Origin of the sequence: Blautia sp. BCRC 81119, from assembly GCF_003184505.1 — a bacterium.
In the GTDB taxonomy this organism is placed as follows: domain Bacteria; phylum Bacillota; class Clostridia; order Lachnospirales; family Lachnospiraceae; genus Blautia_A; species Blautia_A fusiformis.
This window is the reverse complement of sequence record NZ_QJHD01000012.1, coordinates 31052-54971: the sequence shown is the minus strand read 5'-3', so window position 1 is coordinate 54971 and position 23920 is coordinate 31052. Positions and strand designations below refer to the sequence as shown.

The 23920-nt window shown below is 38.2% G+C and carries 30 protein-coding genes and 2 pseudogenes; 3 read left to right on the top strand and 29 right to left on the bottom strand.

Translation table 11 applies throughout. The annotated features are described in order from the left end of the window. Nucleotides 1-21 precede the first annotated feature (21 nt). The 14 genes and pseudogenes from DMI82_RS09055 to DMI82_RS08990 all read right to left on the bottom strand — a co-directional run bounded on the left by DMI82_RS09055 (nt 22) and on the right by DMI82_RS08990 (nt 10110). A complete protein-coding gene (locus DMI82_RS09055; protein WP_015525014.1) occupies nt 22-1281 on the bottom strand; it encodes a sensor histidine kinase in 1260 nt (419 codons plus the stop codon). Between the two features lie 2 nt (nt 1282-1283). Continuing rightward, nucleotides 1284-1943 carry a response regulator transcription factor gene (locus tag DMI82_RS09050; protein WP_015525013.1) on the bottom strand — a complete coding sequence of 220 codons (660 nt, stop codon included), beginning with the start codon at nt 1941-1943 and terminating at the stop codon, nt 1284-1286. Between the two features lie 170 nt (nt 1944-2113). Continuing rightward, nucleotides 2114-2893, bottom strand: coding sequence for a CPBP family intramembrane glutamic endopeptidase (locus tag DMI82_RS09040; protein ID WP_242981827.1), 780 nt, complete (start codon nt 2891-2893; stop codon nt 2114-2116). Between the two features lie 103 nt (nt 2894-2996). Further along, nucleotides 2997-4253 carry an RNA-guided endonuclease InsQ/TnpB family protein gene (locus tag DMI82_RS09035; RefSeq protein ID WP_015525011.1) on the bottom strand — a complete coding sequence of 419 codons (1257 nt, stop codon included), beginning with the start codon at nt 4251-4253 and terminating at the stop codon, nt 2997-2999. A gap of 54 nt (nt 4254-4307) precedes the next feature. Further along, nucleotides 4308-4718, bottom strand: a complete 411-nt coding sequence (gene tnpA, locus DMI82_RS09030; protein ID WP_192925805.1) for an IS200/IS605 family transposase — start codon at nt 4716-4718, stop codon at nt 4308-4310. A 273-nt stretch (nt 4719-4991) separates the two neighbouring features. Continuing rightward, nucleotides 4992-5261, bottom strand: a pseudogene (locus DMI82_RS09025) (AAA family ATPase); the annotation flags it as partial. Continuing rightward, nucleotides 5259-5372, bottom strand: a pseudogene (locus tag DMI82_RS20785) (helix-turn-helix domain-containing protein); the annotation flags it as partial. The pseudogenes DMI82_RS20785 and DMI82_RS09025, both read right to left, overlap by 3 nt. A 119-nt stretch (nt 5373-5491) precedes the next feature. After that, on the bottom strand, nt 5492-5887 hold the full coding sequence (locus tag DMI82_RS09020) for a DUF6483 family protein (protein WP_015525010.1): 396 nt from the start codon (nt 5885-5887) through the stop codon (nt 5492-5494). 24 nt (nt 5888-5911) lie between these two features. After that, complete coding sequence (locus tag DMI82_RS09015; RefSeq protein WP_110103120.1) at nt 5912-6412, bottom strand: GNAT family N-acetyltransferase; 501 nt, start codon at nt 6410-6412, stop codon at nt 5912-5914. Between the two features lie 45 nt (nt 6413-6457). Next, nucleotides 6458-6835 carry an SdpI family protein gene (locus DMI82_RS09010; protein ID WP_015525008.1) on the bottom strand — a complete coding sequence of 126 codons (378 nt, stop codon included), beginning with the start codon at nt 6833-6835 and terminating at the stop codon, nt 6458-6460. A 43-nt stretch (nt 6836-6878) separates the two neighbouring features. Next, nucleotides 6879-7895: a PDDEXK nuclease domain-containing protein gene (locus DMI82_RS09005; protein ID WP_110103119.1), complete on the bottom strand. Its 1017-nt coding sequence runs from the start codon at nt 7893-7895 to the stop codon at nt 6879-6881. A 33-nt stretch (nt 7896-7928) separates the two neighbouring features. Further along, nucleotides 7929-8318 carry a hypothetical protein gene (locus tag DMI82_RS09000; protein WP_242981826.1) on the bottom strand — a complete coding sequence of 130 codons (390 nt, stop codon included), beginning with the start codon at nt 8316-8318 and terminating at the stop codon, nt 7929-7931. A gap of 66 nt (nt 8319-8384) precedes the next feature. Then, a complete protein-coding gene (locus DMI82_RS08995) occupies nt 8385-8564 on the bottom strand; it encodes a hypothetical protein (RefSeq protein ID WP_015525005.1) in 180 nt (59 codons plus the stop codon). 97 nt (nt 8565-8661) lie between these two features. Continuing rightward, on the bottom strand, nt 8662-10110 hold the full coding sequence (locus DMI82_RS08990; protein ID WP_021652238.1) for a L,D-transpeptidase family protein: 1449 nt from the start codon (nt 10108-10110) through the stop codon (nt 8662-8664). Between the two features lie 531 nt (nt 10111-10641). Here DMI82_RS08990 and DMI82_RS08985 point away from each other — a divergent pair. Continuing rightward, nucleotides 10642-11055 carry a hypothetical protein gene (locus DMI82_RS08985; protein ID WP_044961941.1) on the top strand — a complete coding sequence of 138 codons (414 nt, stop codon included), beginning with the start codon at nt 10642-10644 and terminating at the stop codon, nt 11053-11055. A 109-nt stretch (nt 11056-11164) separates the two neighbouring features. Here DMI82_RS08985 and galT read toward each other — a convergent pair whose 3' ends face one another. From galT to DMI82_RS08925, 12 genes are all read right to left on the bottom strand, one after another. Then, nucleotides 11165-12655 (bottom strand): UDP-glucose--hexose-1-phosphate uridylyltransferase, encoded by a 1491-nt coding sequence (gene galT, locus DMI82_RS08980; RefSeq protein WP_110103117.1) that lies wholly within the window; start codon nt 12653-12655, stop codon nt 11165-11167. Continuing rightward, nucleotides 12649-12999, bottom strand: coding sequence for a DUF2500 domain-containing protein (locus tag DMI82_RS08975; protein WP_158526443.1), 351 nt, complete (start codon nt 12997-12999; stop codon nt 12649-12651). The genes galT and DMI82_RS08975 overlap by 7 nt, the downstream gene beginning before the upstream one ends. A gap of 1 nt (nt 13000) precedes the next feature. After that, the gene (locus DMI82_RS20675; protein ID WP_110103116.1) at nt 13001-13180 is read right to left on the bottom strand and encodes an AraC family transcriptional regulator; all 180 of its coding nucleotides are present in this window, start codon (nt 13178-13180) and stop codon (nt 13001-13003) included. A gap of 427 nt (nt 13181-13607) precedes the next feature. Next, nucleotides 13608-13703, bottom strand: a complete 96-nt coding sequence (locus tag DMI82_RS20780; RefSeq protein WP_179963059.1) for a hypothetical protein — start codon at nt 13701-13703, stop codon at nt 13608-13610. 27 nt (nt 13704-13730) lie between these two features. After that, nucleotides 13731-14210, bottom strand: coding sequence for a hypothetical protein (locus tag DMI82_RS08960; RefSeq protein ID WP_110103114.1), 480 nt, complete (start codon nt 14208-14210; stop codon nt 13731-13733). Between the two features lie 61 nt (nt 14211-14271). Next, nucleotides 14272-14466 (bottom strand): zinc ribbon domain-containing protein, encoded by a 195-nt coding sequence (locus DMI82_RS08955; RefSeq protein WP_110103113.1) that lies wholly within the window; start codon nt 14464-14466, stop codon nt 14272-14274. A 79-nt stretch (nt 14467-14545) separates the two neighbouring features. Beyond that, a complete protein-coding gene (locus DMI82_RS08950; protein ID WP_055056114.1) occupies nt 14546-14926 on the bottom strand; it encodes a DUF4825 domain-containing protein in 381 nt (126 codons plus the stop codon). 92 nt (nt 14927-15018) lie between these two features. Further along, complete coding sequence (locus DMI82_RS08945) at nt 15019-15351, bottom strand: DUF1648 domain-containing protein (protein ID WP_110103112.1); 333 nt, start codon at nt 15349-15351, stop codon at nt 15019-15021. A gap of 306 nt (nt 15352-15657) precedes the next feature. Next, nucleotides 15658-16635, bottom strand: a complete 978-nt coding sequence (locus tag DMI82_RS08940) for a hypothetical protein (RefSeq protein WP_055056117.1) — start codon at nt 16633-16635, stop codon at nt 15658-15660. An 85-nt stretch (nt 16636-16720) separates the two neighbouring features. Continuing rightward, nucleotides 16721-16924 carry a PF20097 family protein gene (locus DMI82_RS20775; RefSeq protein ID WP_055056118.1) on the bottom strand — a complete coding sequence of 68 codons (204 nt, stop codon included), beginning with the start codon at nt 16922-16924 and terminating at the stop codon, nt 16721-16723. A 100-nt stretch (nt 16925-17024) separates the two neighbouring features. After that, a complete protein-coding gene (locus DMI82_RS08930) occupies nt 17025-17357 on the bottom strand; it encodes a DUF3784 domain-containing protein (RefSeq protein WP_055056119.1) in 333 nt (110 codons plus the stop codon). A gap of 245 nt (nt 17358-17602) precedes the next feature. After that, a complete protein-coding gene (locus DMI82_RS08925; RefSeq protein WP_226844624.1) occupies nt 17603-18127 on the bottom strand; it encodes a hypothetical protein in 525 nt (174 codons plus the stop codon). A gap of 506 nt (nt 18128-18633) precedes the next feature. Between DMI82_RS08925 and DMI82_RS08915 the strand changes: the two genes are divergently transcribed. Further along, a complete protein-coding gene (locus DMI82_RS08915) occupies nt 18634-19113 on the top strand; it encodes a sigma-70 family RNA polymerase sigma factor (RefSeq protein ID WP_110103111.1) in 480 nt (159 codons plus the stop codon). After that, nucleotides 19110-20552, top strand: coding sequence for a DUF4367 domain-containing protein (locus DMI82_RS08910; RefSeq protein ID WP_110103110.1), 1443 nt, complete (start codon nt 19110-19112; stop codon nt 20550-20552). Before DMI82_RS08915 ends, DMI82_RS08910 begins: the two co-directional genes overlap by 4 nt. A 274-nt stretch (nt 20553-20826) precedes the next feature. Here DMI82_RS08910 and DMI82_RS08905 read toward each other — a convergent pair whose 3' ends face one another. From DMI82_RS08905 to DMI82_RS08895, 3 genes are read right to left on the bottom strand one after another with little or no spacing between them, the layout of a single operon-like run. Then, entirely contained in the window at nt 20827-21693 is an 867-nt protein-coding gene (locus DMI82_RS08905; RefSeq protein WP_055056206.1) for a DUF2971 domain-containing protein, read from the bottom strand. A gap of 57 nt (nt 21694-21750) precedes the next feature. Continuing rightward, entirely contained in the window at nt 21751-23499 is a 1749-nt protein-coding gene (locus DMI82_RS08900; RefSeq protein ID WP_015542764.1) for a M56 family metallopeptidase, read from the bottom strand. Nucleotides 23500-23505: 6 nt separating this feature from the next. Then, nucleotides 23506-23895 (bottom strand): BlaI/MecI/CopY family transcriptional regulator, encoded by a 390-nt coding sequence (locus DMI82_RS08895; RefSeq protein ID WP_059085781.1) that lies wholly within the window; start codon nt 23893-23895, stop codon nt 23506-23508. Nucleotides 23896-23920 lie beyond the last annotated feature (25 nt).

Here is a 23920-nt window from a genome sequence, read left to right as displayed (position 1 = left end):
AAGATGTAAACAAATTGTAAATCAGAAGATGGCTCTTACCGTGGTCCCCTCTCTCTGTCTGCTTTCGATTTTCAAGCATCCGCCATGGATTTCAGCCACCTTCACACAGAGTGCCAGCCCAAGTCCGGATCCGCCTTCTTTTCGACTTCGTGATTTGTCCACCATATAGAATGCATCTGTGATCTTTCCCAGTTCTTCCTCCGGGATCCCCATTCCGGTATCCGACACCTCAAAGATCTTTTTTCCAGCTTTCTCATAAGCCTTTACCCAAATGCTTCCACCGGCATCCGTAGCCTTTAGGGCATTGTCGATCAGGTTTATCAGAAGGCTTTCCATCAAGGCCGGATCCATTTTCATGGAAAAGGCTTCACATTCCATCTTGAGGTGTACCGCTTTCTTTTCTGCCTGTTCTTTTTCCATGTCTATGACATGGTTTAAAAGGTCACCTGCCATGGTCATTTCCATCTGTATGGCATGGTTCTGATAAAGCCCCAGCATCTGCAGCATCTTCCCAGAAAGAGCCTCCAGGCGTTTTCCCTCCCGGTTGATATGTTCCAGTGCCCGGTCTTTCTGTTCGTCTTTCAGCTTTACATGGCGCAGGGTATCCGAATACCCGATAATGGACGTTAACGGGGTACGCATTTCATGGGAAAGTGCCCCCATGAGCAGCTCCTGTTTCTCTGCCACTTCCTGTAGCTTCTCCATCTGTTCCACAGTTCTTCGCATCATCATATAAATAAAAAGGCCGGCGATCAGGAACACAGCCAGATAAATTCCAAAAAACCAGACAGCGGTCTGTCTCAGCTCTGCAAAAAGCCCTGTGACTTCCCGGACAGAGAGGACTTCGTATCCTTCCGGTCTGGATAATGGTTCCAGCTGGAGAAGGAGGTATTTCTGTCCCAGTTTCTGTATCTTGTAGGCATACGGATCTCCTTCATCCTTAAAGCCTAAGTTTTCGAGCCCCACCACTTTATAATCTGTCAGGTTTTCAATGACGGCATTGCTTTTTCGGTCGATCAGGGCCATGCCTTCCCCACAGCATCGCTGGAACTGAAAGCCCATATAAGCCTGCTTTCCAGTCTCGGACATCTGCTCATATTTGCTGTTATCCCAAAATTGTTCCAGGAGTATCTTACCATTTTCCAGCTGTCTTCCGTAGGTCTCTGCAGCATTATTGAGGCTTCGTTTTCCTGTGATATAAAGACTTAGCGTTCCCACTGGAATCAGGGCACATAATAGCGTTACCAGCATAAGAAGTACCGTTCGTTTCCACAGCTTCATCCTTATTCCTCCAGACGGTATCCAAGTTTCGGGATCGTCCTGATCTCATCATAAAGTTCCAGCTTTTTTCTGAGCTGTCCGATATGGACATCCACCGTCCTGCTTTCTCCCAGGTAGTTTTCTCCCCAGACCCGTTTTAACAGTTCTTCCCTTCCAAGCGCAATGTTCTTATTTTGCAGGAGCAGCACAAAGAGGTCATATTCCATTGGCTTTAGGCTTACCGGAAGCCCGTCTTTGTAGACCTGATGGCTTTGCATGTCCACCAGGATGTTCCGGACCGTTAAGACTTTCTTGGCCCGTCCCGTCCTCTCCAGCACCTTCTCAATGCGTACCAGAAGTTCCAGCATCTCAAAAGGTTTTACCATATAATCTTCTGCACCCAGTTTCAGCCCCTTTACCTTGGAAGCCACATCATCCTTTGCAGTCAGGTAGAGCACCGGAAGCTCCTTCTTTTTGAAATCCTCCATCAGTGCAAATCCGTCTTTTCCCGGCAGCATGATATCCACCACTGCCAGGTCCGCGTCCTCCTGCCATAAGAGCAGCCTCTGGGCTTCTTCCCCATCATACGCTGCCACAGTCTCATACCCTGCTGCCTCCAGGTTCATGCACAGCAATTCTGAAATTGCACGGTCATCTTCTATCACCAAAATTTTATTTTTCATTCCCGCTGCCACCTCTAACGTTTTTCTATAGTATAGTTTTTTATATCCCAAGTCTACATTGCATTTGATCTTGCTTTCTCATCATTTATACGCATCAGGGCACGATAATGTGACCAGCTCAATTCAGGGCACAGTGTGTCTCGAATTAGAAAAGTACAATAAAACTGAAATTATAGATTTTTGTCTCTTTTCTTTTTTGCCATTACGAATCCTAACATTAAAATCAAGTTCATAAACAGTACAACTATGCTACCTTCAATTTTACAGCTGCCACCCGACAAAATTGAATTTCCACTAATTACCATGTTGAACAAATGCGGATAATCTTCTGCTAATGATACTCCACCCAAAATAATTGCACCAACTCCATTCCATAAAAAATGGATTACAATCGGAGCAACTAAGGATTCCGTATATTCCAAAACTGCTGTCACGAAAAGACTCATCGTTATAACGTTTAGTACAGGAAGTATTCCTGCCTCAAAAGCCCCACCATGTGCAAATGTAAATAATCCGGTAGATATAAGGACAGCGACAACGATGTTGTAATTATTTTTTATCATCTGATACAAGTAACCACGAACTAACACTTCCTGCATAACGCTATTGATAAAAGCTGAAAATAACCATAACCAAAGCATAGAAATTTGGTTTCTGCCATCAATATGTATGACCCCTGTTAAAGATAATATCACAACAGATACTCCTAACCAAATAGCTCCTGTGATACACCCAAGTACGATATTATAAACAGGTTTTCCAGTCAGATATAATCGTATGTTTCTTTTATCTATTAACCAGAAAATAATTGTAAAACCAATAACTGACAATAATGGAATCAATTCTGCCCAAAATCTCCAGACTGCCGCACTTTTTGTATCTGGTATAGGCAAAATTGAAACACATATAGCCCAGCCTACAAAAAAGGCAAACGTTTTTAATGATACCAATAGTGAACTACTCGGCAACTGAGTTATCAGAGCATCTGAAATCTGGCGGGATACTGCCTTTTTTCAGGGTGCGTCCATGACACCAATACTGCTTGCCTTTCGGCTATGCAGCTACTTTTATTATTTCTGGATTTTTTAGTCCGGTTACGGACAGTTCTTTCTGCTTTCCGGATACGGAAAGATATTTCCGCAGGATATTAAATGCTCCTACTGCATCTGCATTGTATCTTACTCCATCAGTTATATACATGCCCCGTTCTTTTCGGTTTGATGCTTCTGCATATCTTTTTGATACTTCCGGTGATAATGGGCTGCACTGGCTGGTATAGCTTTCCTCTTGTTTTATCAATGGAATCCCATACAGTTTCAGCTTATATTCCAGCATGATATACAGCTTATTATACGGCAGGCTGTGAAGCTTCTGGTTGGTCTTATGCCCCATATCTTTTTCTTTGCGGATATTTCGCATGTCTCCCACAACCACACAGCGGATATCTTCTTTTCTGCAGTATTCTGCAATCCATCTGGTCACTTTGTGAAGATAATCCTTTACTGCATTCTGCTTTTTCCTGTAAAATCTCCGGATATGTTTCGATGATTTTGGATATTTTATTCCTCTTTCCGATTGCTGCGCATACCATACTGACTGCACTCTGGCGATTTCTTTATTAAAATACCTTTCCAATGAAAGATATTTTCTTCCAAGGATAAAAGTCCTGCCATTTTCGGAATCATAACAGGTCATCAGATTATGAAGTCCCAGATCAACAGATAAATAATGTTCATTCTGAGAGAGCTGCTCTGGTTCTTCAATCTCATAGATAACAATAAGGTCGCATTTTCCGTTTTCCGGTGGATAAATCCGCAGCTGTTTTATATGATCCATGTCCCTGAAAATCTTATTTTCAAGATATAGAAATTTTTCATGGATCCCATATGTTTCTTCCATGTAGCTTTTCAGATCCTTTGGCAGAGACAGCCGCAGCTGGTCCGAACCTTTCTCATGCCGGAGCCCCATCTGCATGTATGTGACCGGTATATTTCCCTGTTTAAAATGAGGTGGATTTGGATCTTTGATCCCTCCGGTCTTTTTAAGGACATAAAAGGATCTCCATGCTTTGTCCAGCTGCTTGCAGGTCTCCTGTGCTGTCTGTGACGGAAGCTGTTTATACCACAGATTTCCTTTATGTGCTTTTTTCTGGTAATACCAGTCAGGATACTTTTCCAGTCCCAGTTCTTTATAATGGTGACGTTCGTAGTTACAGATATTCCAGAGTTTGGATGCTGCATAACACATATGCCCTATGATATTGGAATATTCCGGCCGGATTTTTACAGATGTTCTGTGTGACAGCAGCATTCCTCTTCCCCCTTCAGACAGTTATGCGGACCGCTATTCACAGTCCGTCTTAAATCAATACGACTTGCTCTGATGTTCAATATAACGGCGGATATTTTCCTCAGATACAGATCCGATTGTTTCCACATAATAGGAATGATTCCACAGCTCTCCCTTCCATAGCTGGTTTCTTATTTCCGGAAAACGTTCGAACAGTTTTCTGCCGGTGATCCCCTTCAGATACTTGACAATTGCTGTTATGGACAGCTTTGGCGGAGCTGATACAAAGCAATGGACATGGTCACCTTCACCACATTCGAATAGATGAACGGTAAACCCCTTATCCTCAGCAATCTGCTGCACCAGTTCCTGAAGGTATTCCTCAATTTCTGGGTTTAATATCTTCCGCCGGTATTTCACCGACCACACCATATGGTAGTTGATATTACATACACAAGTCCTGTAATGTATTAGATTTTCTTTCATACATATAGTATAACATGATGAGCGGAAATACGCAACAAAAAATCAAACATATTTTCGATTGATTATATGCCAGTTATGGCATTAATATCAAGGGAGATTATTATATTATCAGATTATTTCAATGTGCAGCCATGCACACTCCTGCGCTTTCATCTCGGTAATTGAATTGCCGAGGATTCCCGCTTATTGTCCTAATTTCTTCATGTAATATTTTCCTCTACAATCCTGATTTTCTTAATTTCACAAACTTGAATCCGTCGATTCCTTTCTTGTCTAATCTGTTAGCAATTTATCCAACAGCATCTGCCTGTTATTTATGAACATTTCTGTTACCCGATAGCTCTCTGTTTCTTCATATTCGCATAAATGTATTCGTCCATCATCAAAACAATAGATATCTGCATCAGGTATTCCTAACAAAATTGGCGAATGCGTAACTATAATAAACTGTGCTCCCTCTTTTGCACAACTATATATTTGCATCAACAATGTAAGCTGTCTCTGTGGGGATAATGCAGCTTCCGGTTCGTCAAAAAGATACATCTGTAAAATTCTTTGCAAATCTGGAACAGCTCCTGCACTTTCCCACTTAGATACTGCCTGTCTGGATACGCCCAACTGATTGGCTAGTTCTTCCGGTAACAAAATGTCAATAGTTTTTTAATCACTTTTTTCAAAAAGGCAAAAAAAAATAGAACGTATAGATTATTTCCATACGCTCTATCTCATATTTCATATTAAATTTTTGAATTCTACAAACTGGATTTTCTGCATTACTCATCATCCTTAATCATATATAACAAATTATTATATCCTGACTGCACAAGTAATTGCTTAAAGCCAGAAAGCACTTCTTCTTTTGTATAATTGTTGTTAATCAAAAACTCACTATCTTTCTCACTAAGGTATTGATAGAAAAGAGCTGCCGCCATCACTTCATCATTATTTGCATAATCAATGTTATCTAAAAGTATATTCTCTGCTTCGTTAATTTGCCCTGAATCAATCATATCAAGAAAACTTTTCAAATTTTTCCCTGACACTTCATATTTGTTTTCTTTTTCAAGCTCAACAGAAACATACTTTTTCCCATATATTAAAGAGAATAATATTCTCACCATTTCTTTTATCATTCGCATAATGTAATCTTTCTCATCCGTGAAATACATTTTCCACCTCCTCAAATTCTAAATTTATCTTACTTTCCCATAAATACATAAATCAAAAATATTGTTATTCTTAATAACTGCTTTTTCCATTTTTCCTTCAAGTAAAAAGCCATTTCTTTCTAACACTTTTCTTGATGCGATATTTGCTTCATATACAAGCCCTGTAATACGGATAATGTCTAATGTTTCAAATGCAATTTCACAAATCTGTCTTACTGCTTCACTCATAATGCCTTTTGAATATACTTCCTGCAATAAATAATAACCAATTTCAGAATCCTTGCGATACACATCGTCCTTCTGTTCAACAGATATCGTTCCTACAATTTTACCATCAACAACAATCTCTCGAAAGACACCTTTTTTACCTTCGTTGTCTTTTACCATGGTTAACCACCACTCAGCAGATGCATTTGTATATGGATTAGGTAATCTATCAGATAAAAAACTTCTATCAATTGAATTACACATTTTTATTAATACTTCTTTATCTTCAACCGACCACTTTCTTAATTCTATATTCATATCTATGTTCTCCTATAAATTCCGATTTTCTTGATTCTGCAAACTTTATCGTCTTGTTCCATTCTTATCAAAATTCTTTTTTAATGCTATTTCTGTTGGGAGAATAGACCCAATTAAAGGAATAAGTTGAACACCACAAATAATTCCTCCCATACTCCCAACACAATCTTCATTTTTTCCAATTACTAAAAGCATGAATATTACTGTTATCGGCAACATAACCATTCCACAGACATACCAGACTTTACCACAATATTTATGAGCAAATTCCCATGTGTCTTTATTCTTCATAGACATCGAAGTTCGATATCCAAATACTGAATTTATTTCCTTTGGAGCCTTTTTCATAAAATATCTTCCAAAACCAATCATCGTAAATGGAAGAAGCAAATCCATAATCAACATAAAAATCCAAAACTTCATTGTGAATCTCCTTTACTATAACTTCCGCTTTGTATTTTCGTTTTTATTCTTTTTTGTAAAATTCTTTCAAATTTAATTCACGTTTCAATTCTTCCTCTGACGGCAGATAGGTGAAATATTTCGATGCAAATATCTGGTGATTATCTTCAGGAAGCGTATATTTTACAATAGAATCTCCCTTATCTGCACAAAGTACAATTCCAATAGGCTGCGTGTCTCCTTCATTCATCATTTCACGAGTATAGTAATTCACATACATCTGCATTTGTCCTAGATCCTGATGGGTCAGTTTACCCATTTTCAAGTCAATGAGAACGAAACATTTTAAAATATAGTTGTAAAATACCAGATCAATAAAAAAGTCCTGTCCATCCAATGTAAATCTTTTCTGGCGTGCTACAAATGAAAATCCTCTTCCAAGTTCCAAAAGGAAATGTTGAAGATGATCAATCAATGCCTGTTCCAAATCTCCTTCATATACATGTGTGTCAGGCTGAATCTGCAGAAATTCCATAACATAAGGATCTTTCACTATTTTCTCATATTCTGGTTTTGGCTCTGTTATTTGAATTTCATTTGCAACCGCTATCTTATCCTGGCTTGCTAAAATACGCTGATAATACATCGTGTTGATCTGCCGTTCCAGTTGACGAACACTCCATGCTGCTTTTGCACATTCTTCCATATAAAATCTTCTTGCCTGTTCATCATTTATACGCATCAAGACACGATAATGTGACCAGCTCAATTCAGGACACAGTGTGTCTCGAATTGGAAAAGTGCAATAAAACTGCCTCATCTTACGAAGATTCGATTTATCAAAACCTTTTCCGAACTCTGCGGTCAGCTGCTCAGAAAGATATTCCAATAATTTCTTTCCGTATTCTGCGCGATCATTTTCTCCACATGCTTTAAAAATCTGTTCTCCAATTTCCCAATAAGTTGTTACCATAGCAGAATTTACCGCTGTGCTTAAACGATGTTGTGCAGACACAATAGAATTACGAATAGAATGATAAGTCTGTTCTGCATTTTGATTTTTTTGTAAATTATAATCCATGCTCTTTACTCCTCTGAATTTCCAAAATAGAACTTACTGTTCTTCTATTGATTCAATATTTTCAATCCGCATCAGCTTAACTACCTGCTTATCTTTTTTCTCTGTATAACAAATTTTTATCCATTCATCATCTGCGTCTATTATCTTGCAGGATAATTCAGTTTTTCCCGCAAAACTAAAAATGAACTCTGATCTGATAATACACTGTTTTCCTACAAGATCATTAATCAGCTTTGACATATATGCCACTCCTCTCTGCTTTTTCTCTAACCGTTTTACTTTCGTTTCCAAACGCTTTACTTTTCCCGGATACGCCGAATAACAAAGTAGCAGCAATAATGCTGCAATTCCAAACCATTCCATATTATTCTCCTTAGCAAACTTAACGCTAATATGTCTGTTCCTTAAAATATCTTTTGCCATTCAAATCATATCACACTATCAGCCATATTTCCATTTCAATTTACTTAGGCAAGTCACTTCGCTCAGCTACATTTCCCGTTGGCTTGCTTCTGTAACCAGCATCCTCTTGCTTTTCTCCTGCAAGGTTTCCTTTGCATCATCATCAATCGAATAGTTCTCATTTATCTCGATTTTTTTCGGTTGCCGGTCAAAATGGTCAAAGACTTCTTTCCATATCTGGATGGAACATACACACTTTTCTTCCATGAAACTATTGCTGATAATTATAAAAAAACAGAAGACCAATTAAGATCTTCCATTTTATAAACAAACCTCTATATAAAACTATATATCCTGCCCATTTTTAATAAAAACAGACAATCGGCACACTTTCGTCTATCCTATTATAAAGTTCTGCCGCTTTGTCCGCCGGAAGATTAATGCATCCATGGGATCCACCACCTTCTCGGAAACGATTTCCTCCAAAGTATGGCTGCCATGAAGCATCATGAAATCCAATCCCCCCATTAAAAGGCATCCAGTAAGTTACTGGTCTTTCATATTCATATTTCCCATTTTCCAACATCTTTCCTTTCAGCACAGATGGACTTTTCTTGTAATACAGTTGAAAAATTCCCGGTGGTGTCTGCCGTTCTGCATACTGCATATCTCCTGACACAATATCCGATTCCAAAATGATCGAACCATCCTGATAGTAATATAAATGCTGTGCAGACAGGTCCACTTCAATATACGTGCTGCCTATATCATTCATACCCCGTGCATTTGCCCGCATAGCGTATACCGGTTCCCGGTTTATCTGTACTCCTGCAATCATTTCCTGCATAATGGTTTCTATTTCCTTTTCCTGATCGATCTTCCATCCATAAACGGAACTATACACCTGAACAGTACGTCCGCTTGTTGTACAAAATTCCCTCTCTGTATTTACGGTATCATGTGTGGCAGCCAGCTTTGCCACATATTCTGCCACGTACTGTCTCAGTTCATCCTCATTTTTTTGCAGCCGTCCTCTCTCATCAAAAATGAGCCAGTTTCTGATCTCGTCCCCCTCCAATGTTACCGTTTCTTCTCCAAATATATATACGATTTTGGTCCGGATCAGATTTTGGCATTCTTCCAATGAATTTTTAAGATCTGGATCATCTTTCATTACTGCCGCTTTTACATAAACAGCCGGACAGCTATTCAGGTCAATCGTTCTTTTTTTGTCAGTAATCGCTTCTGACAGTGCCTGATAAGCTCCATTGAAATCCAGGGTATTCCCTTCTGTTTCCGGTACGATTTCAAACTTCGAATCTTTATAAGCTACATAAGCATCTTCTGGTGCTGTCTGATTCTCTTTTTTTACACATTCCAGTTTTTCCATCTGTTCTTTTAACTTCACTTTATCATAGGTCATGTTTTCCTTGGCTGTATAATTTTGCTTTTTCCAAAATCCCCGAACCCATTTATATGGTTTTTGTTCATCCAGATATTGGGAAATACTGCCATCCGAAACATAACGATATCCGATCAATTTTCCATTGATACTCTGTGATTTCAGATTTCTTGCCTTTACTTCCAGCAGATAATCCTCTGCTTTTTTAGCAACCGCCTGTTCTGCCTCTTCCGATGTTTTTCCAGAACAGTTAATTCCATTGATCGTTGTTCCCCGAAAAAATCTGTCTGAATAGTAATAAGACATTCCTGCATAGCCAGCCATAGCAAAGAACACTATGATGACAGTGATCATTATCCACATTTTTTGCTTTCCATTATCCTTACCGGTTATCTCTTTTCTTTTTCCCATCCATGCCCCCTGTTTTTAACGATAAACAGCATTCAGACAAACTTTTTAAATCGTCTGATTTTAATATCTCCGATTTAATAAAAAATAACCAAGGCTGCTGGAAAAAACATTTTCTTTTACAAACAGTAAGCTGATTTCTACAAAACATTTTTCCCCTGCTCTTTTACGGATAGGAACACCGCATCATCATTTATCTCACATTTAGCACTTTTGGGGTACTTTCAGACACTTTCCTTTTTCTCTGTGAACAGAACCCTGAAAACAGGAAAAAAAGGGCTGCCATGACCGGTCAGGGATTTTTCATCCTTGACTGATTCACGACAGCACCTAATCAGATCTCACTTATTTTCTTCTATACAAAATCGCTTCTCTGTTTTCTCCTTCTGTCCGGCCGGATTATACACGTGTTTGTTTTACACTAATCAGATGCAGATACAAGCAAATCGGTTCTCATAATAATAAATTTTTTCTTTCTATCGAATTTTCCTGGTTCATTTGATAAAATGTCCTTATCTAACAGGAGGTGATTTTTTGAAAAGAGTATTTGATAGTCCTTTTTTGAATAAAGCTGCACTGGTGCTGATCTGGCTTCTATTAATGGGCGGGACATTCTTTTATGCCAATAAAAACTATTTTCTTTACCATGAAAATCCAAATTTAATCAAAGCAGACGGATATTATCTTTATAATTTTGGTAGTCCGCGTCATTATTACTGGGCACTGCCTGTTAAATTCACCCATGAAGGCAAAGTATATCATTCTCAGCTTCCTTTAGATATACGAGATGAAAGTTCATCCTGTACTGTAGATCTTCGCATTTACATACCGGCAGATTCTTCTGGCAGTGCATTTGCATTCCGAAACAATATCACCATTCCTGCACTATGGAGGATCTTTATTTTTGTTCCACTGCTACTTCTTCTTACATCTAAAAGAAAAGCCTAGGAAGGTTTCACACCTTATAAAAAATATTCTATTTTCATCATCTTCCTTAAAAAAAAATGGGAGGTTTCACTTACCTCCCATTTCCCAAAGAATCCTTTTATTTCAATTTTTATAATGTTTCAAGAAAACGCATGAATGCTTCTCTTCCCTCGGTCGTACATTTGTATACTCCTGCATCTTCCAGAACATGGGTAAATACGATTCCAATCTCTTTCTGAAGAATGCCATGGATGTTTTCTTTTGTGATTTCCGGATATTTCGGAAGGAACTTCTTAACCCACTCTGCATGTTTCTCAATCTGCTCATTTGAAGAAATATCTTTGCCTTCAAGAATATACTCTTCCAAAAGTTCCATCTCACCTTTTAATCTGGCCGGAAGAACTGCAAGGCCCATAACTTCGATCAGGCCGATATTCTCTTTCTTAATATGATGATATTCTGCATGCGGATGATACACACCCAGCGGATGTTCTTCTGTTGTAATGTTGTTTCTTAATGTCAGATCCAATTCGTAGATATCCCCTACTTTACGTGCAATTGGTGTAATTGTATTATGAGGCTCTCCATTGGTTTCAGCATAAATAAATGCTGCTTCATCCGTATAACCTCTCCATACTTCCAGCACATGTGTTGCCAGATCTACCAAACGGTTAGAGTCTTTATGACGAATACGAAGTACAGATAACGGCCATTTTACAATTCCAGCCTCTACATCTTCAAATCCCGGAAGTACCACGTGCTGCTCAATTGGTGCTTTTGCCATTGCAAATGTATAATGTCCACCCTGGAAATGATCATGGCTTAAGATCGAGCCGCCTACGATCGGCAGATCTGCATTAGATCCAAGGAAATAATGCGGAAACAGTTTTACAAAATCAAACAGTTTAATGAATGCATTTCTCTCGATTTTCATTGGAGTATGCTGGCCGTTAAACACAATGCAATGCTCATTGTAATACACATACGGAGAATACTGGAATCCCCAAGGAGTATCATTGATTGTGATCGGAATAATCCTGTGGTTCTGCCTTGCCGGATGATTAACACGTCCTGCATATCCTTCATTTTCCGGGCAAAGAAGACATTTCGGATAGCTTCCGGATTTTACATTCCTTGCCGCGGCAATTGCTTTTGGATCTTTTTCCGGTTTGGACAAATTGATGGTAATGTCAATCTCACCGTATGGACTGTCTACCTTCCACTTTTGATCCTTCTCTACGCGATATCTGCGGATATAATTGCTATCCTGACTCAGTTTATAAAAATAATCGGTTGCTTCCTTTGGGCTTTTTTTATATTTATCCCAGAATTCTTTTTGCACCTGGCCCGGACGCGGCATCAGACAGTTCATTAATCTGGTATCAAATAGATCCCGGTATACAATACTGTCTTCGATCAGTCCTCTTTTTACAGCTTCGTCCAGCAATTCGCCCAATGTTGCTTCAAGATTAACAGGTTCCTCAATGCTGTCCGGTTTCTCATAGTCATCCTCATGAAAAACGTCCAGCAGAAGATTTGTTGTGTAATTTCTTTCACATTCTGGTGTCAGACCTGTTGTAATCCCATACTGTACCAGTTTTGCAATGCTTTCACTTAACATTTTTCTTCCTCCTGTGCTTCACTTTTAAATTTATATTTTTGGTAACATATATACCGATTTCCCTGATAAGTCAGCATACCTCGATCGCCTTTTTCCAATTCACGAAAATCTCCCTGTTGCATTTGAAATTCCATCAAACTTCCATCTGTCATCTCAAATACAACGCGAAACCAAGGTACATGTGATTCAGACTGCATATGGGTATAGATTCCTTGCTTCTTTTCAACTACAGTCGCATCAACAGATTCAACTGCCGCACTGCTGTTATTGCCAAAACTTAACAACATTTTGGTAAATACAAACATCATGATTATGAGTGCTGCTATACAGATTATAAATGCCATCCTATTTCTCCATTCCAGATATTTCATCCTGGGTCTGACTTATATATTGTTCACGATAAAGATTCCGGTATTCCCTTGACGTTACTTTATATCTTTCACGAGATACCCGGTTAAATGTCCTTTGGCTCTCAACTCCTGCATCTAGGCAAATGTCTGTGATACTCTTACCAGTACATTCCAATTAATCTCCTGCAAGTTTTGTCTACTTTTTCTTCCCATTTGGCAAGTAATATACGTCTTCTGATATTATAATATGCTTGTAAGATAAAGAAAGGAGGAAAACGAAATGAAAAGATTTAAAGCATATATCAACTACCTTATGAACTTCTATGCCAACTACTTCAGAATTTACCGCTATATGTAAAGGACACTCCTGCCATCACAGGAATGTCCAATACGGAAAACCCAGTTTTAATGGTTTCCCTTATTATACTCTAATTTAGTTGCATTTGTACATGAACAGAATTCTCGAAAACATAGACAAAATTGAACAGAATTATGAAAATACTCTTACCATGTTTTTTGATTTGTAAACCACTTATTAGCAGACGGATCCGCCAATGTTGAAAACGGATAGGCCGTTTTCCTTTCAGCTTTCAATTTGTCCATTAATAATCTCTGAATTTCCATACATCTGATGGATTTGCATTTTTCATCCTCAGCATTCTTTGAAGCTGCTCTTCTGTAAACCACAGATCGTGCAGTATTTTCCGAAATATAGAGGCTAGATATCAGACCGCTTCATTGCAATTATAAACTGTTGATTTACCAAGATTATTTACATATACGGTAATCAAGTCACCTTTTTTAAGATCCGGCTTTTCCCATACCAAACGGCTTTTGTGATAATACACTTTATCATGATATGTAAAACTATATAAAATCCTGTATGGAATCTGTCTTCTATATCTTGTGTATTTTTGCAAATATACTTTTTCTACCAAGCCCTTCACTTTTGTACCATTTTCGATTAATTGTAAATGTAATTTATCAAGCTTTGCAGTATAAATTCCCAGAGCAGCACTTATTATACACAAAAGCACTCCCGTTATAGAAAACACAGTTCCCAACATGTCTGGATTCTGAATGCCTGAGTTTACTGCTGGTTTTGATATTCCAAGAAAACTTAAGACACCGGAAACAAGAAAGAATATTCCTATCCAAAAGAAGATAACTCTCAATAAATCTTCTGTATAATTAAGTTTTTTCATATTTATTTTCTCCACAAGCATTCCATCAAAATTTTTTATCCTGTTTCAATCATATCTAATTTTACTTCAATTTAGTTAAATCCTCTAAATACATTTCTGTATGTCCACACTCTGGACAGACTGCAACTTTAACATCATCTATAGTTGTCGTTTTTTGTTTTTCATCTACATCTACAATGATCCCATAGCCACCGCCATTAACTTTAAGTCTTAAATCCGCTCTCATGACTGTTCCACACTTTTCGCATTTTCTCATTGCTGTCCTCCAAATATATATTTCGCTTTCCTATTTTTCTTACTACATAATAGCAGACAAAATATTAACCCTGAATGATCTACCGTTCATACGATGCAATGATTTCCTTGCTATCCGCTATTTTATAATCAAGTGTTTCCAAATTACCAATCAAATCAAATGTCATATCCGCATTAACTTGCAATTCATCTTCAATCTTAACTGCAGACGGCTCAACTTTTAGAAATACTGTTAATCCATAAGGCTTCGTTTCAGACTGTATCTGTATGCTATCATAAGAATATCCTTCCGGATACTCTTGCCCACTTACAATATTTATAACATTCGAAGAATCTCCTACATAATCTGTCTTGTACTGTGACAGGTCAGGAATCTCGTACAGTTCTTCTTTTCTGCCACATGCAGAAAGCAATATTGCTGATACCGTAAATAAAATAATTGGAATTACTTTTTTCATCATGAACCAGCTCCTCTTCACACTTTGATATAAAACAGCCTGCCCAATGAACCAGAAACTGCCATATATCTGCTTCTTTATTTATAGATCAGCCTTTAAACAAACGAAGCATAAATCATAAAAATTTCTGCGATCAATATAATTCCTAAAATACAATCAATCATCAGGTTATATTGACCAACTGTTAGCCAAGTCTTCGAATGCATCAGAACATACTTTATACTTTTTATACCACTCAAGATTGTAACAGCCAGAAGGAGTATCGGCATTAAAAAAATTTCTATCTTATTGCCAAAGTCATCTGCGACTCCATTCCCAGCAAAGTGAACGGGAATAATCTCCGGTAAGAAAAAGAAGCTTATTATCGCAATCGCAATTCCAACGATGCAAATTCCCCATGTTAATTTCCTGCTGCTTATACCATCCATAACAGTGCCTTCCTCTCATATGTCAGATACTGGTACTTACTCAAAGCCCTCTAATAAGCTTACTTTTTGAGCAATTCTATAACAACCCAGCATGTAGCTATTGTTTGCATCAGAAAAACGAAATCACACACTTATTTCATTCCAAATTTCATAGAAGAGCTCCCAATCAATCCAAAACCTATGCAAGTCGCACCTATGCTGAATATCAAAGCCAGAATACAAATAAGTACCTTATATTCTTTTTTCATATCCCTTTCCTCCCACATCTACATTAATTTGTTGATAAAGATTTAAGGTTCCATATTTCTATTTTACATGAAGAATATGCTGCCTTGCCTCATCCGGAACGATATCTAATAAATATGTTTCCTTAGAAGAAATTTTTTCAAGAAACTCATCCAGTAAATTTTCTTCCTTACCTTCTGCTATTGGCAGAAGTTCCTTATACAAAACCGTAGGAATTCCAATAGAATACTTTTCTTCCTCATATACGAGAGAACCAAATGTCCAGTCTTCCTGTTCCTCTGGGCCTAATTCCACAATCAACTCAACAATCGGCAAATAATGATATATTTGCAGGAAACTTAAATTGACTTCAATCTGTTCCATTCCACCCTCTGGGTCTTTTTCCGTTATCTCTATTCTCTTTCCTGTTACGGTCATTACAACTAAAGAATTTTTTGGAGGTTTTCCATTTATCTTATCTATTGATTTTGCTTGAATATAACCACGTTCCATAGCATTTGAATCATAAGCGCTATAACCTTTTGATTCGAAAACACCATAATAACGGTTCGAATTGTTTATTGCTATTAGATCCGGTGATTTGTATGTAGTTTTGCCATTAACTGAAAAAAATCGATGTTTTTTTATACGTGGATGTGAACTAAAGTTTGATATCATCGATAAGTGAACCATATACTCATAACCATATTTTTTCTTTCCCAGTACAGTGATAAGTATCATTCCAATCCAATAATTAATTGCACCAATTTCTGTACTATCCAAATAGACTTTTCTTGCAGGATCGAATAAAAGTTCTCCGTTTGGCAATAAAGCAACATATGTTTCAAACAATTTAATTTTGAAATATATCTCCTCTTTACGATTTCTTTTGTTCGCCTTGTTCAAATATATATCTGGCATCCCAGCTGACACAATAGCATCCATTAGTTCCACTCCGGTAAATGACAATGTTCCATTGCTTCTTTTATTGTGGTCAGAAATTTTTCCAGGTTCCAGATACAACTCTATATAGTAAATATCTCCACGTTTTATCTTCATCGCCTGATTCCTCGCAATTAATCGTATTCGAATTCAATTGGTTCCCATCTCTACTTAAAGCATATTTTTCAAAGAATTGAAAATCTCAATATTCGTAAGGGACAATAATCTTTCTGCAAAAATCACAATTATAGGCAGCTATGCGGTCTCCAGATATCCTTGCTGCCAACTCTGGATCCGTATTTAACCGCAAACTCTCAGAGCCTTCTTTCCACTCCAGTCCTGCCCCTGCACCAACCGCATGCAACTGACCCTTTCGCATTTTTCCTTCACAATATGGACATCTCATATTCACGTCATCTCCTTTAAGTAATTAAAGTTCCTCTTGTTCCCGAGAATTATCCTGTTCCTGGATAGCTTGTATATCTTCTTTCGCATATAATTTTTGCCTAAATGTTCTTTTCTATTTTTTCTCGTTTCATACGTTCTTTCATCAATAAAACAAATTGAACGGTCCATATTACACACGCTGCCAGACACCCGATTCCACTGTATAATAAATCTATGGCTGCCCCGGCTACAAATGGCAGTGCCATCCACATCATCCGATTTCCATATACTCTGCACATTTCTTTTTCATCATACTGTTTTCGTTCTTCCTTAGATTTCATATTATAGCCAGACAAAAATGCAGCGGCCTTTCCATTTGATTTTACAAAGCAGATTCCGAATAAAAACATAATCACTGCCATTCCCAAATCAAAGATAACACAAATTAGCATTGCAGACACCTCACTTCCCGCTCTGGCTATCAAATAAAAAAAGCCAAACACAACAGTAAAACTTATTATGTTTGGCTAGGTCAACTTGTTATTTTTTTATCACTTCTTATGGTTGTATTATACTATATATTTCTCTATAGTAAAACAATTTTTTATTTTAATATTATATTTCTACTATCATCAATTTTTCAGATATTTTCAACGCATAAACAATGCTATTAGCTACAATATTTCCGTAAAATTCATCATAGGTTTGTGTAAACGCAAAGTGTAAATGCCGCCAGAATCTTGGTAATTGCTAATTGTTTACGCCCGTATTCGGTGGTTCGCAGGATGCTGTCACCGCCCGTTTGATATTCTCCAGCGAAAGTAGGTACTGCGATTGCCACGCACAAAATAGCAAGGAACAAAATATAAAACTCAATATAATCAAAGGCATCTTTAGAAATTCCAGAATGAAGATAAAATGGCGTATCAAGTTCTGAATATTTTTCAAGAGCTTTCTGCTGTGCGGTTTCGTTTTCTCTTTGCTCGTTCCGCATGACATCCTGTAAATGTTTTGCGCACTTTTCATAATAGGCTCCGTTAATGTCATTCGGGTCAATATCCATTAAATCAGCACCAATGTCTGTTAATGGATCAGCAAACGCTTCGGACAGACCGTTCAGTAAAGGACGGATCGGGACGATTTTTTCAATATATACAGCCAGATGAAAGCCATCTTCCTCGACCGGCCCATATTCTCGACCGCAGCTTTGATAAGTTTCCAAAGCCGATTTGATCCTATCCGGGGTCGCATATTATCTGTCCTCCTTTTCCAAATCTGTCTGCGGAAACAACCACAGATACAGATCTTCCAATCGTGGTTCCGTTGTAACAGATTCATCAATTTCCAAGTGTTCGGACAGATAACGAATAGAAACCTGATTGTGATCTTCGCCTCGCTGATTGATAATGCGCAGCCGCATTTCACATTCCGGCAGCTTTGAGGTCGGAATTATGCAGTTCCAAACCTTGCCCTCAATCCGCTTGACAGATTGGAGATTTTTTTCTTTTTCACATCGGAGAGCGAAAGAATGTCCAACAAATGATTAATCTTTTTGGTAGTTATCTCATTCATTATGGAATACTATTGAAAGTAGACATTTTTTTGTGCAAAACCACGAACTTGTCCATTTATAAGAAAAAGAATAAATTATTAGGGATATTTTTGATTTCTGCACGTCTAATAGATGTAAAGAAAATGCTGGCTGGCAAAAAAAGAGGTGGTGTTTAAATGACAAAGGAACAACTTGGATCTCTGATCCTAGATTCAGAAAGACAATTATACTCAACTGCAAAAACAATTTTATTTAGTGACTATGACTGTGCAGATGCTATTCAGGAAACAATTGTGAAGGCTTTTTCCAACGTCGGTACATTAAAAAACGATAACTATGCCCGGACCTGGTTAATCCGTATCTTAATCAACGAATGTTACAGTCTTGTGCGTAAATCCAGTAAATTTATCCCATTGGAAAATCTAGCTGACAGACAGGAACTGGAATTAGAAAAAACAAAGAATTACAGTGAATTATATACAGCCGTAAATTCCTTAAAAGAGGAACTGCGTTTACCCGTTATTCTATACTATATAGAAGATTTCAGTGTAAAAGAAATCGCCCAGATCCTTGAAATATCGGAAGGTGCCGTTCAAAAGAGACTTGCAAGGGCAAGAGGAAAATTAAGGCAGGAATTACAGGAGGTGTCAATATGAGATTAGAAGATATGAAAAACGATATTCCCGAAACACCGGATTTTATCCATAATATGATTCAAAATGAGGTGGCAAAGCAGCTGGCGGATAATAAAGTGGCGAATCTGCGAAGAAGAAAACGATGGACAGCTCCGAAAGTTGCCGCAGTGGCAGCTGCGTGTGTGCTGGCAGTTTCCACGGCAGTATATGCAGGAGTAAATCTGTATCACTGGTTTTTGGAAAAACAGGGTTCTTATGGTGTTTCAGTCAAAATTGATGCTGGTGATGCAGCAAAGAAGACCGTACTTCCAGATGAGGTCCCAGAGGTAGATCTGTCTACTAAATATGTTCCGGAGGGCATGAGCTGGATTGACGAGTACCATCTCCAATATCCTGAGCATGACATGACTGGCGGGTTCAGTTTTTCATTTGTCCTGTTGGATAAAAATGATCTGGGACAGGTAGTACAGGATCAGAATGTTATTGATAGTGAAGAGCGTACATTTGGAAAATACCAGGGGATATATCTCAAATATAATAGCATTACCGAAAACGGGGCTCTTAACCAGAGAATTTATCTTATCTGCCCGGATTTATATCGTGTGCTTATGATCTACATCGGAGATGATGTGTCAAAGGATGAAGCCATAAAAGTTGCAGAAAATCTGGTGATTGAGGGAAACACGACTATGGTAAAGACCGCCGGATTACCTACATGGAGCGGAGAGATGATATCTGAAAAGACAGAAGATGATAATGATGAAATAAGTACTTCTGTAAATGAGAAAAAACTACCCATTTACCAAATTGGTGACACCTTTGATCTGGATGTGATTGGTGAAAACACAAATGGTGAATATCTGGAAAAAACGATTTCTGTAAAGGTAGATTCTGTTCAAATTTCTGATGATCTTCAGCTTCTCGATCCGGACAAAATACCACAAGAATGGGCGGAAGCCATTGATGCTGATGGAAAGCTATCTACAAACACATTGAATTATGTGAAATCTGGCGACGGAATCGATTCCCTGGATGAAATTGTGAAGTCAGAGGAAGTGAATCAGAAACTGGTCTATGTTACAGTTACCTATACCAATCATTCAAATGAGGAAATCGACCATATGCTTTATCTTGGTGCTTTACTGACCCTGACTAAGGAAAATGGAAAAGTACAGCTTTACATTCCAACAGAACAGGCCGGCGATGGCTATGACTACATTAGCTGGGACGGCGTGGCAAAGACTGGAGGAATGGTATATTATAGTGTCTCTGAAAATTATGGCAATGGTGGAAACTACATTTCCTCTATAAAACCAGGCGAAAGTGTACAGCTGAACATGGCCTGGATCGTAAATGAAAGTGACCTCAAAAATCTGTATCTGAATGTGACTGGAGACGGAGCTTCATATGAGTTCTCGGAATATATACTGAAAAAGGGACTGGTAGATATTCGCAAATAATATGCTATCGTTTATGATTCCATTTTTTTATATGTCATATATGAAAAAGCGTTTTTCGATTCCTTTTGGTTTCGAAAAACGCTTTATTTGCTTCTTCAATCTCTGCACATGAAGTGTAATCTGTGGTATCCAATACGATTTCCTCATTCTTTCCATTGCCGGTTAATAATTATAACGACAGTGTACTATATGAAGCAACCGACAACAACAAAAATCGATAGATGAGTTTCGACAGAAAAAGAGATTCCACACTGTAAGTGGAACCTCTTATCTATTAACGCAATGGACAATCAGATACTTTTATATTTTGAGCCAGTTTATGCAATCCAAGATGTCTGCAGTAGTTTTCCAAATCTTTTGGATTCTGGGATGAACGTGGTCCGATAATAATTGAATTGATAATATCTTCCCTGTGCATATTTTCTGTTTCTAAGACTTTTTGTAAATCTAAAATGTAGAACTCTTTTATTATATTGAATGTTTTGTATTCGATATGAGAATCGTTGTCCGTTACAAAATATGGTGCGATTCGGATTTCCTTTTCAGCAGTAAATGTAGGATGTTTGTGAATAAGGGCACATAATGCTAAATTATCAATGAATCCATCTAAGTTGGAAAATCCTTCCAGAATTCCAGTGGAAATATATGAAGACAATAATTTGTATAATTCATGATCCCTGGTCTCCTGAGTATAATACTGTTCGCCAATGATCATCCCATGATAATATAACAAGTTGTGCAATGCTTCGGTATTGAATTCTATTGCAACACCACGTCCATAATCGGCATAGCGGTCCCATTGAGCTGCATCGTCTAATGCCTGTGACAAACAGAACATAAAAAGGTGTTTTTGCGATGTTCTGTCATATATTTCTTTAAATATTTTATCAACATCACATTTGGGTTTTATATTATTTTGGGTAAGACCGTTCTCAATGTTCTGCTTCAGGTTATCAATAAACCCAATCACTTCTTTTGCATCATTCACATTCGTTGCGCTGCCAAACCAAATCTCTTTTTTCCTTAAAATTCCATCCAAGGCTGGAAAAGAAGTGTAATGCCATAAAGTTTTACCAACTTTCTGAACAAATTTGTCAGTAGATTCCTGTCTTTTCTGAATTTCTACTAAATTGTAGGTCATATACAATACCTCTTCTGAAATAATATCATTTGAATATGCATCGATCGGACAAATCCTTTATTCTGTATAGATGTTCCCATTCTCATCCGTCCAGGTACCGTCACCATTGTCTGTGTATCCGACCCCATCTGCGTCACAATAATAATAATCTCCGTTTGTTGTTTCTATTACATTAACAGTACCGTTACTGCCCTGGAGTTCATGCTGTTCCAGTTGGTTTCCGAAATGATAACCTTCGTCATTCCAGGTACGATATGAATTTCCATTGGCATCTGCCCAGTTTCCATCTCCCTGATAACTGTATCGGCTCCCATAATAATCAGAATAGGTCCCATCTCCGTTATCGTAAAGAACTCTGGATTCTTCATCTCCTCCACCCGGTGCTACAATTGATGCTACACCGGAAGTAGTACTGAATCCACTGGTATATGGTACGCCTGCTGGCAGATTTTCATAAGATGAAACAGACCCGTTGTTGTCAGAGGTAATTCCATCATCGGTCGTTTCACTTACCTGTCCGCTGTTTTCCATGGCAGGTTCATCGTTTGTTTCCGCATCTGCTTTTTCCTCTTCGTCTACAGAATCCTCTGTATCTGTATTCTCTGTCACTCCTCCTTCGTCCTGGGTTTCAGCAGCTTTCTGCATAGTTACCATTTCAGAAAATGGTGCATAATCCGGTACATTATTTTTCTCTGGATCTGCATTTTTTTCAATACCAGACTTCTCCGTCTCTACTGAAACTGTATCTGTCCCGGCAGAGACATTAAATACCAGATTACCGCCTGCAAGCAGCAGCGTCACAAGAATTCCCGGAAGAATTCCTTTGCGGAGTTTCCGAATGTTCACCATATACAGAATCCGATCTTTAAACACCATTTCGCTGTCATTAAGACTTGCTGTCACATATGGAATCTGATTTTCCATGGCTACTGTCCTGAGAAGCAGCTGTCGATATAATTTATGTTCCTTTTTATTAACTCTGCGAACAACTGCTGTATCACACAGATTCTCAATATCCTTATCCGCTTCTTTCAGCATGATAAGAAGAAAGGGATTGAACCAGTATATCGATGCACAGATTCGAAGGAGCATCTTATACCAGAGATCCCGATGGCAATAATGTGTAAGTTCATGGTAAAAGATAAGTTTTCTTTCTTCTGCTGAATACCCGGTTGCTGGTAGATACAATTTTGTATGTAAAAGTCCTGCAAGAAGCGGTGTGGTAAGACCTGCGTTTTGCCTGAGTTCCGGTATTCTGCGTACGTGCTTCTTTTGACACGCTGCACGGTACATCTGAATACTCACCGTATCACTTACCTGCAGACTCATCCGTTCCAGATTCCTTATAGAAAAATAATATGCCAGCAATTCTCCCGTCAGTTTAAGTACCGCTACGCTCAGCCAGACAGCAGCAAAAATCAAAGCCACAATTCCCAGCCATTTATCTGATTCGTACCTGACAGTTCTCTTTTGTTCCGGGATTTCTGTCAGATTTTTCATGTCTTTGCTCGCAGATGATACGTTTTCTGTTATCTTCTGACTTTCCTCTGGTCTGACTGCGTAATCCGTTATCTTCGGGCTTTGCGTATTCTGTTGACTGCTTCTAAGTACTTTGAAATCCACCAGTGCCAGATTCGCCGGAAGGCGCACCGGAACACAAAGGCTTATCGTAATCAACAGCCAGATAAGGTACTTCCATCTCGCTGATACACGTCCTTTAAACAGAGTCGCAAGCACTTTTACCAGTAAAATTACTACTGCTGCAATAACATTCAGTTTCAGAATGTGTAGAATGAAAACCTCCATAATTCGCTATTCCTCCCTGTCCTCCAGGTTCTTAAGAAATTCACTGAGATCCTGGACTTCTTCCGAGCTGATCTTCTTTCCATGATAAAGTGAAGTTACAAACTTTTTTAGTGAATTCCCATAAAGTTTCTCAAGAACACTCTGGCTTTCATGTGCCTGATAATCTGACTGCGAAACCAGGGGTGTATACAGATTCATTTTTCCCTGTTTCGTCACTTCCACGAAATTTTTGTTCTCCAATCTGGTCAGCAATGACAAAATTGTTGTTGATGCAAGTTTTTTCTTCATAGTGATCACTTTCTCAATCTCCGGTCTGGTCATCGGCGGAGTATTATTCCAAAGAACGAGCATAATATCCAGCTCTGATTCCGGAAGTCTCTGGTAAGTTTTTTTCACTTTTTCATACCTCCTGTTACATATT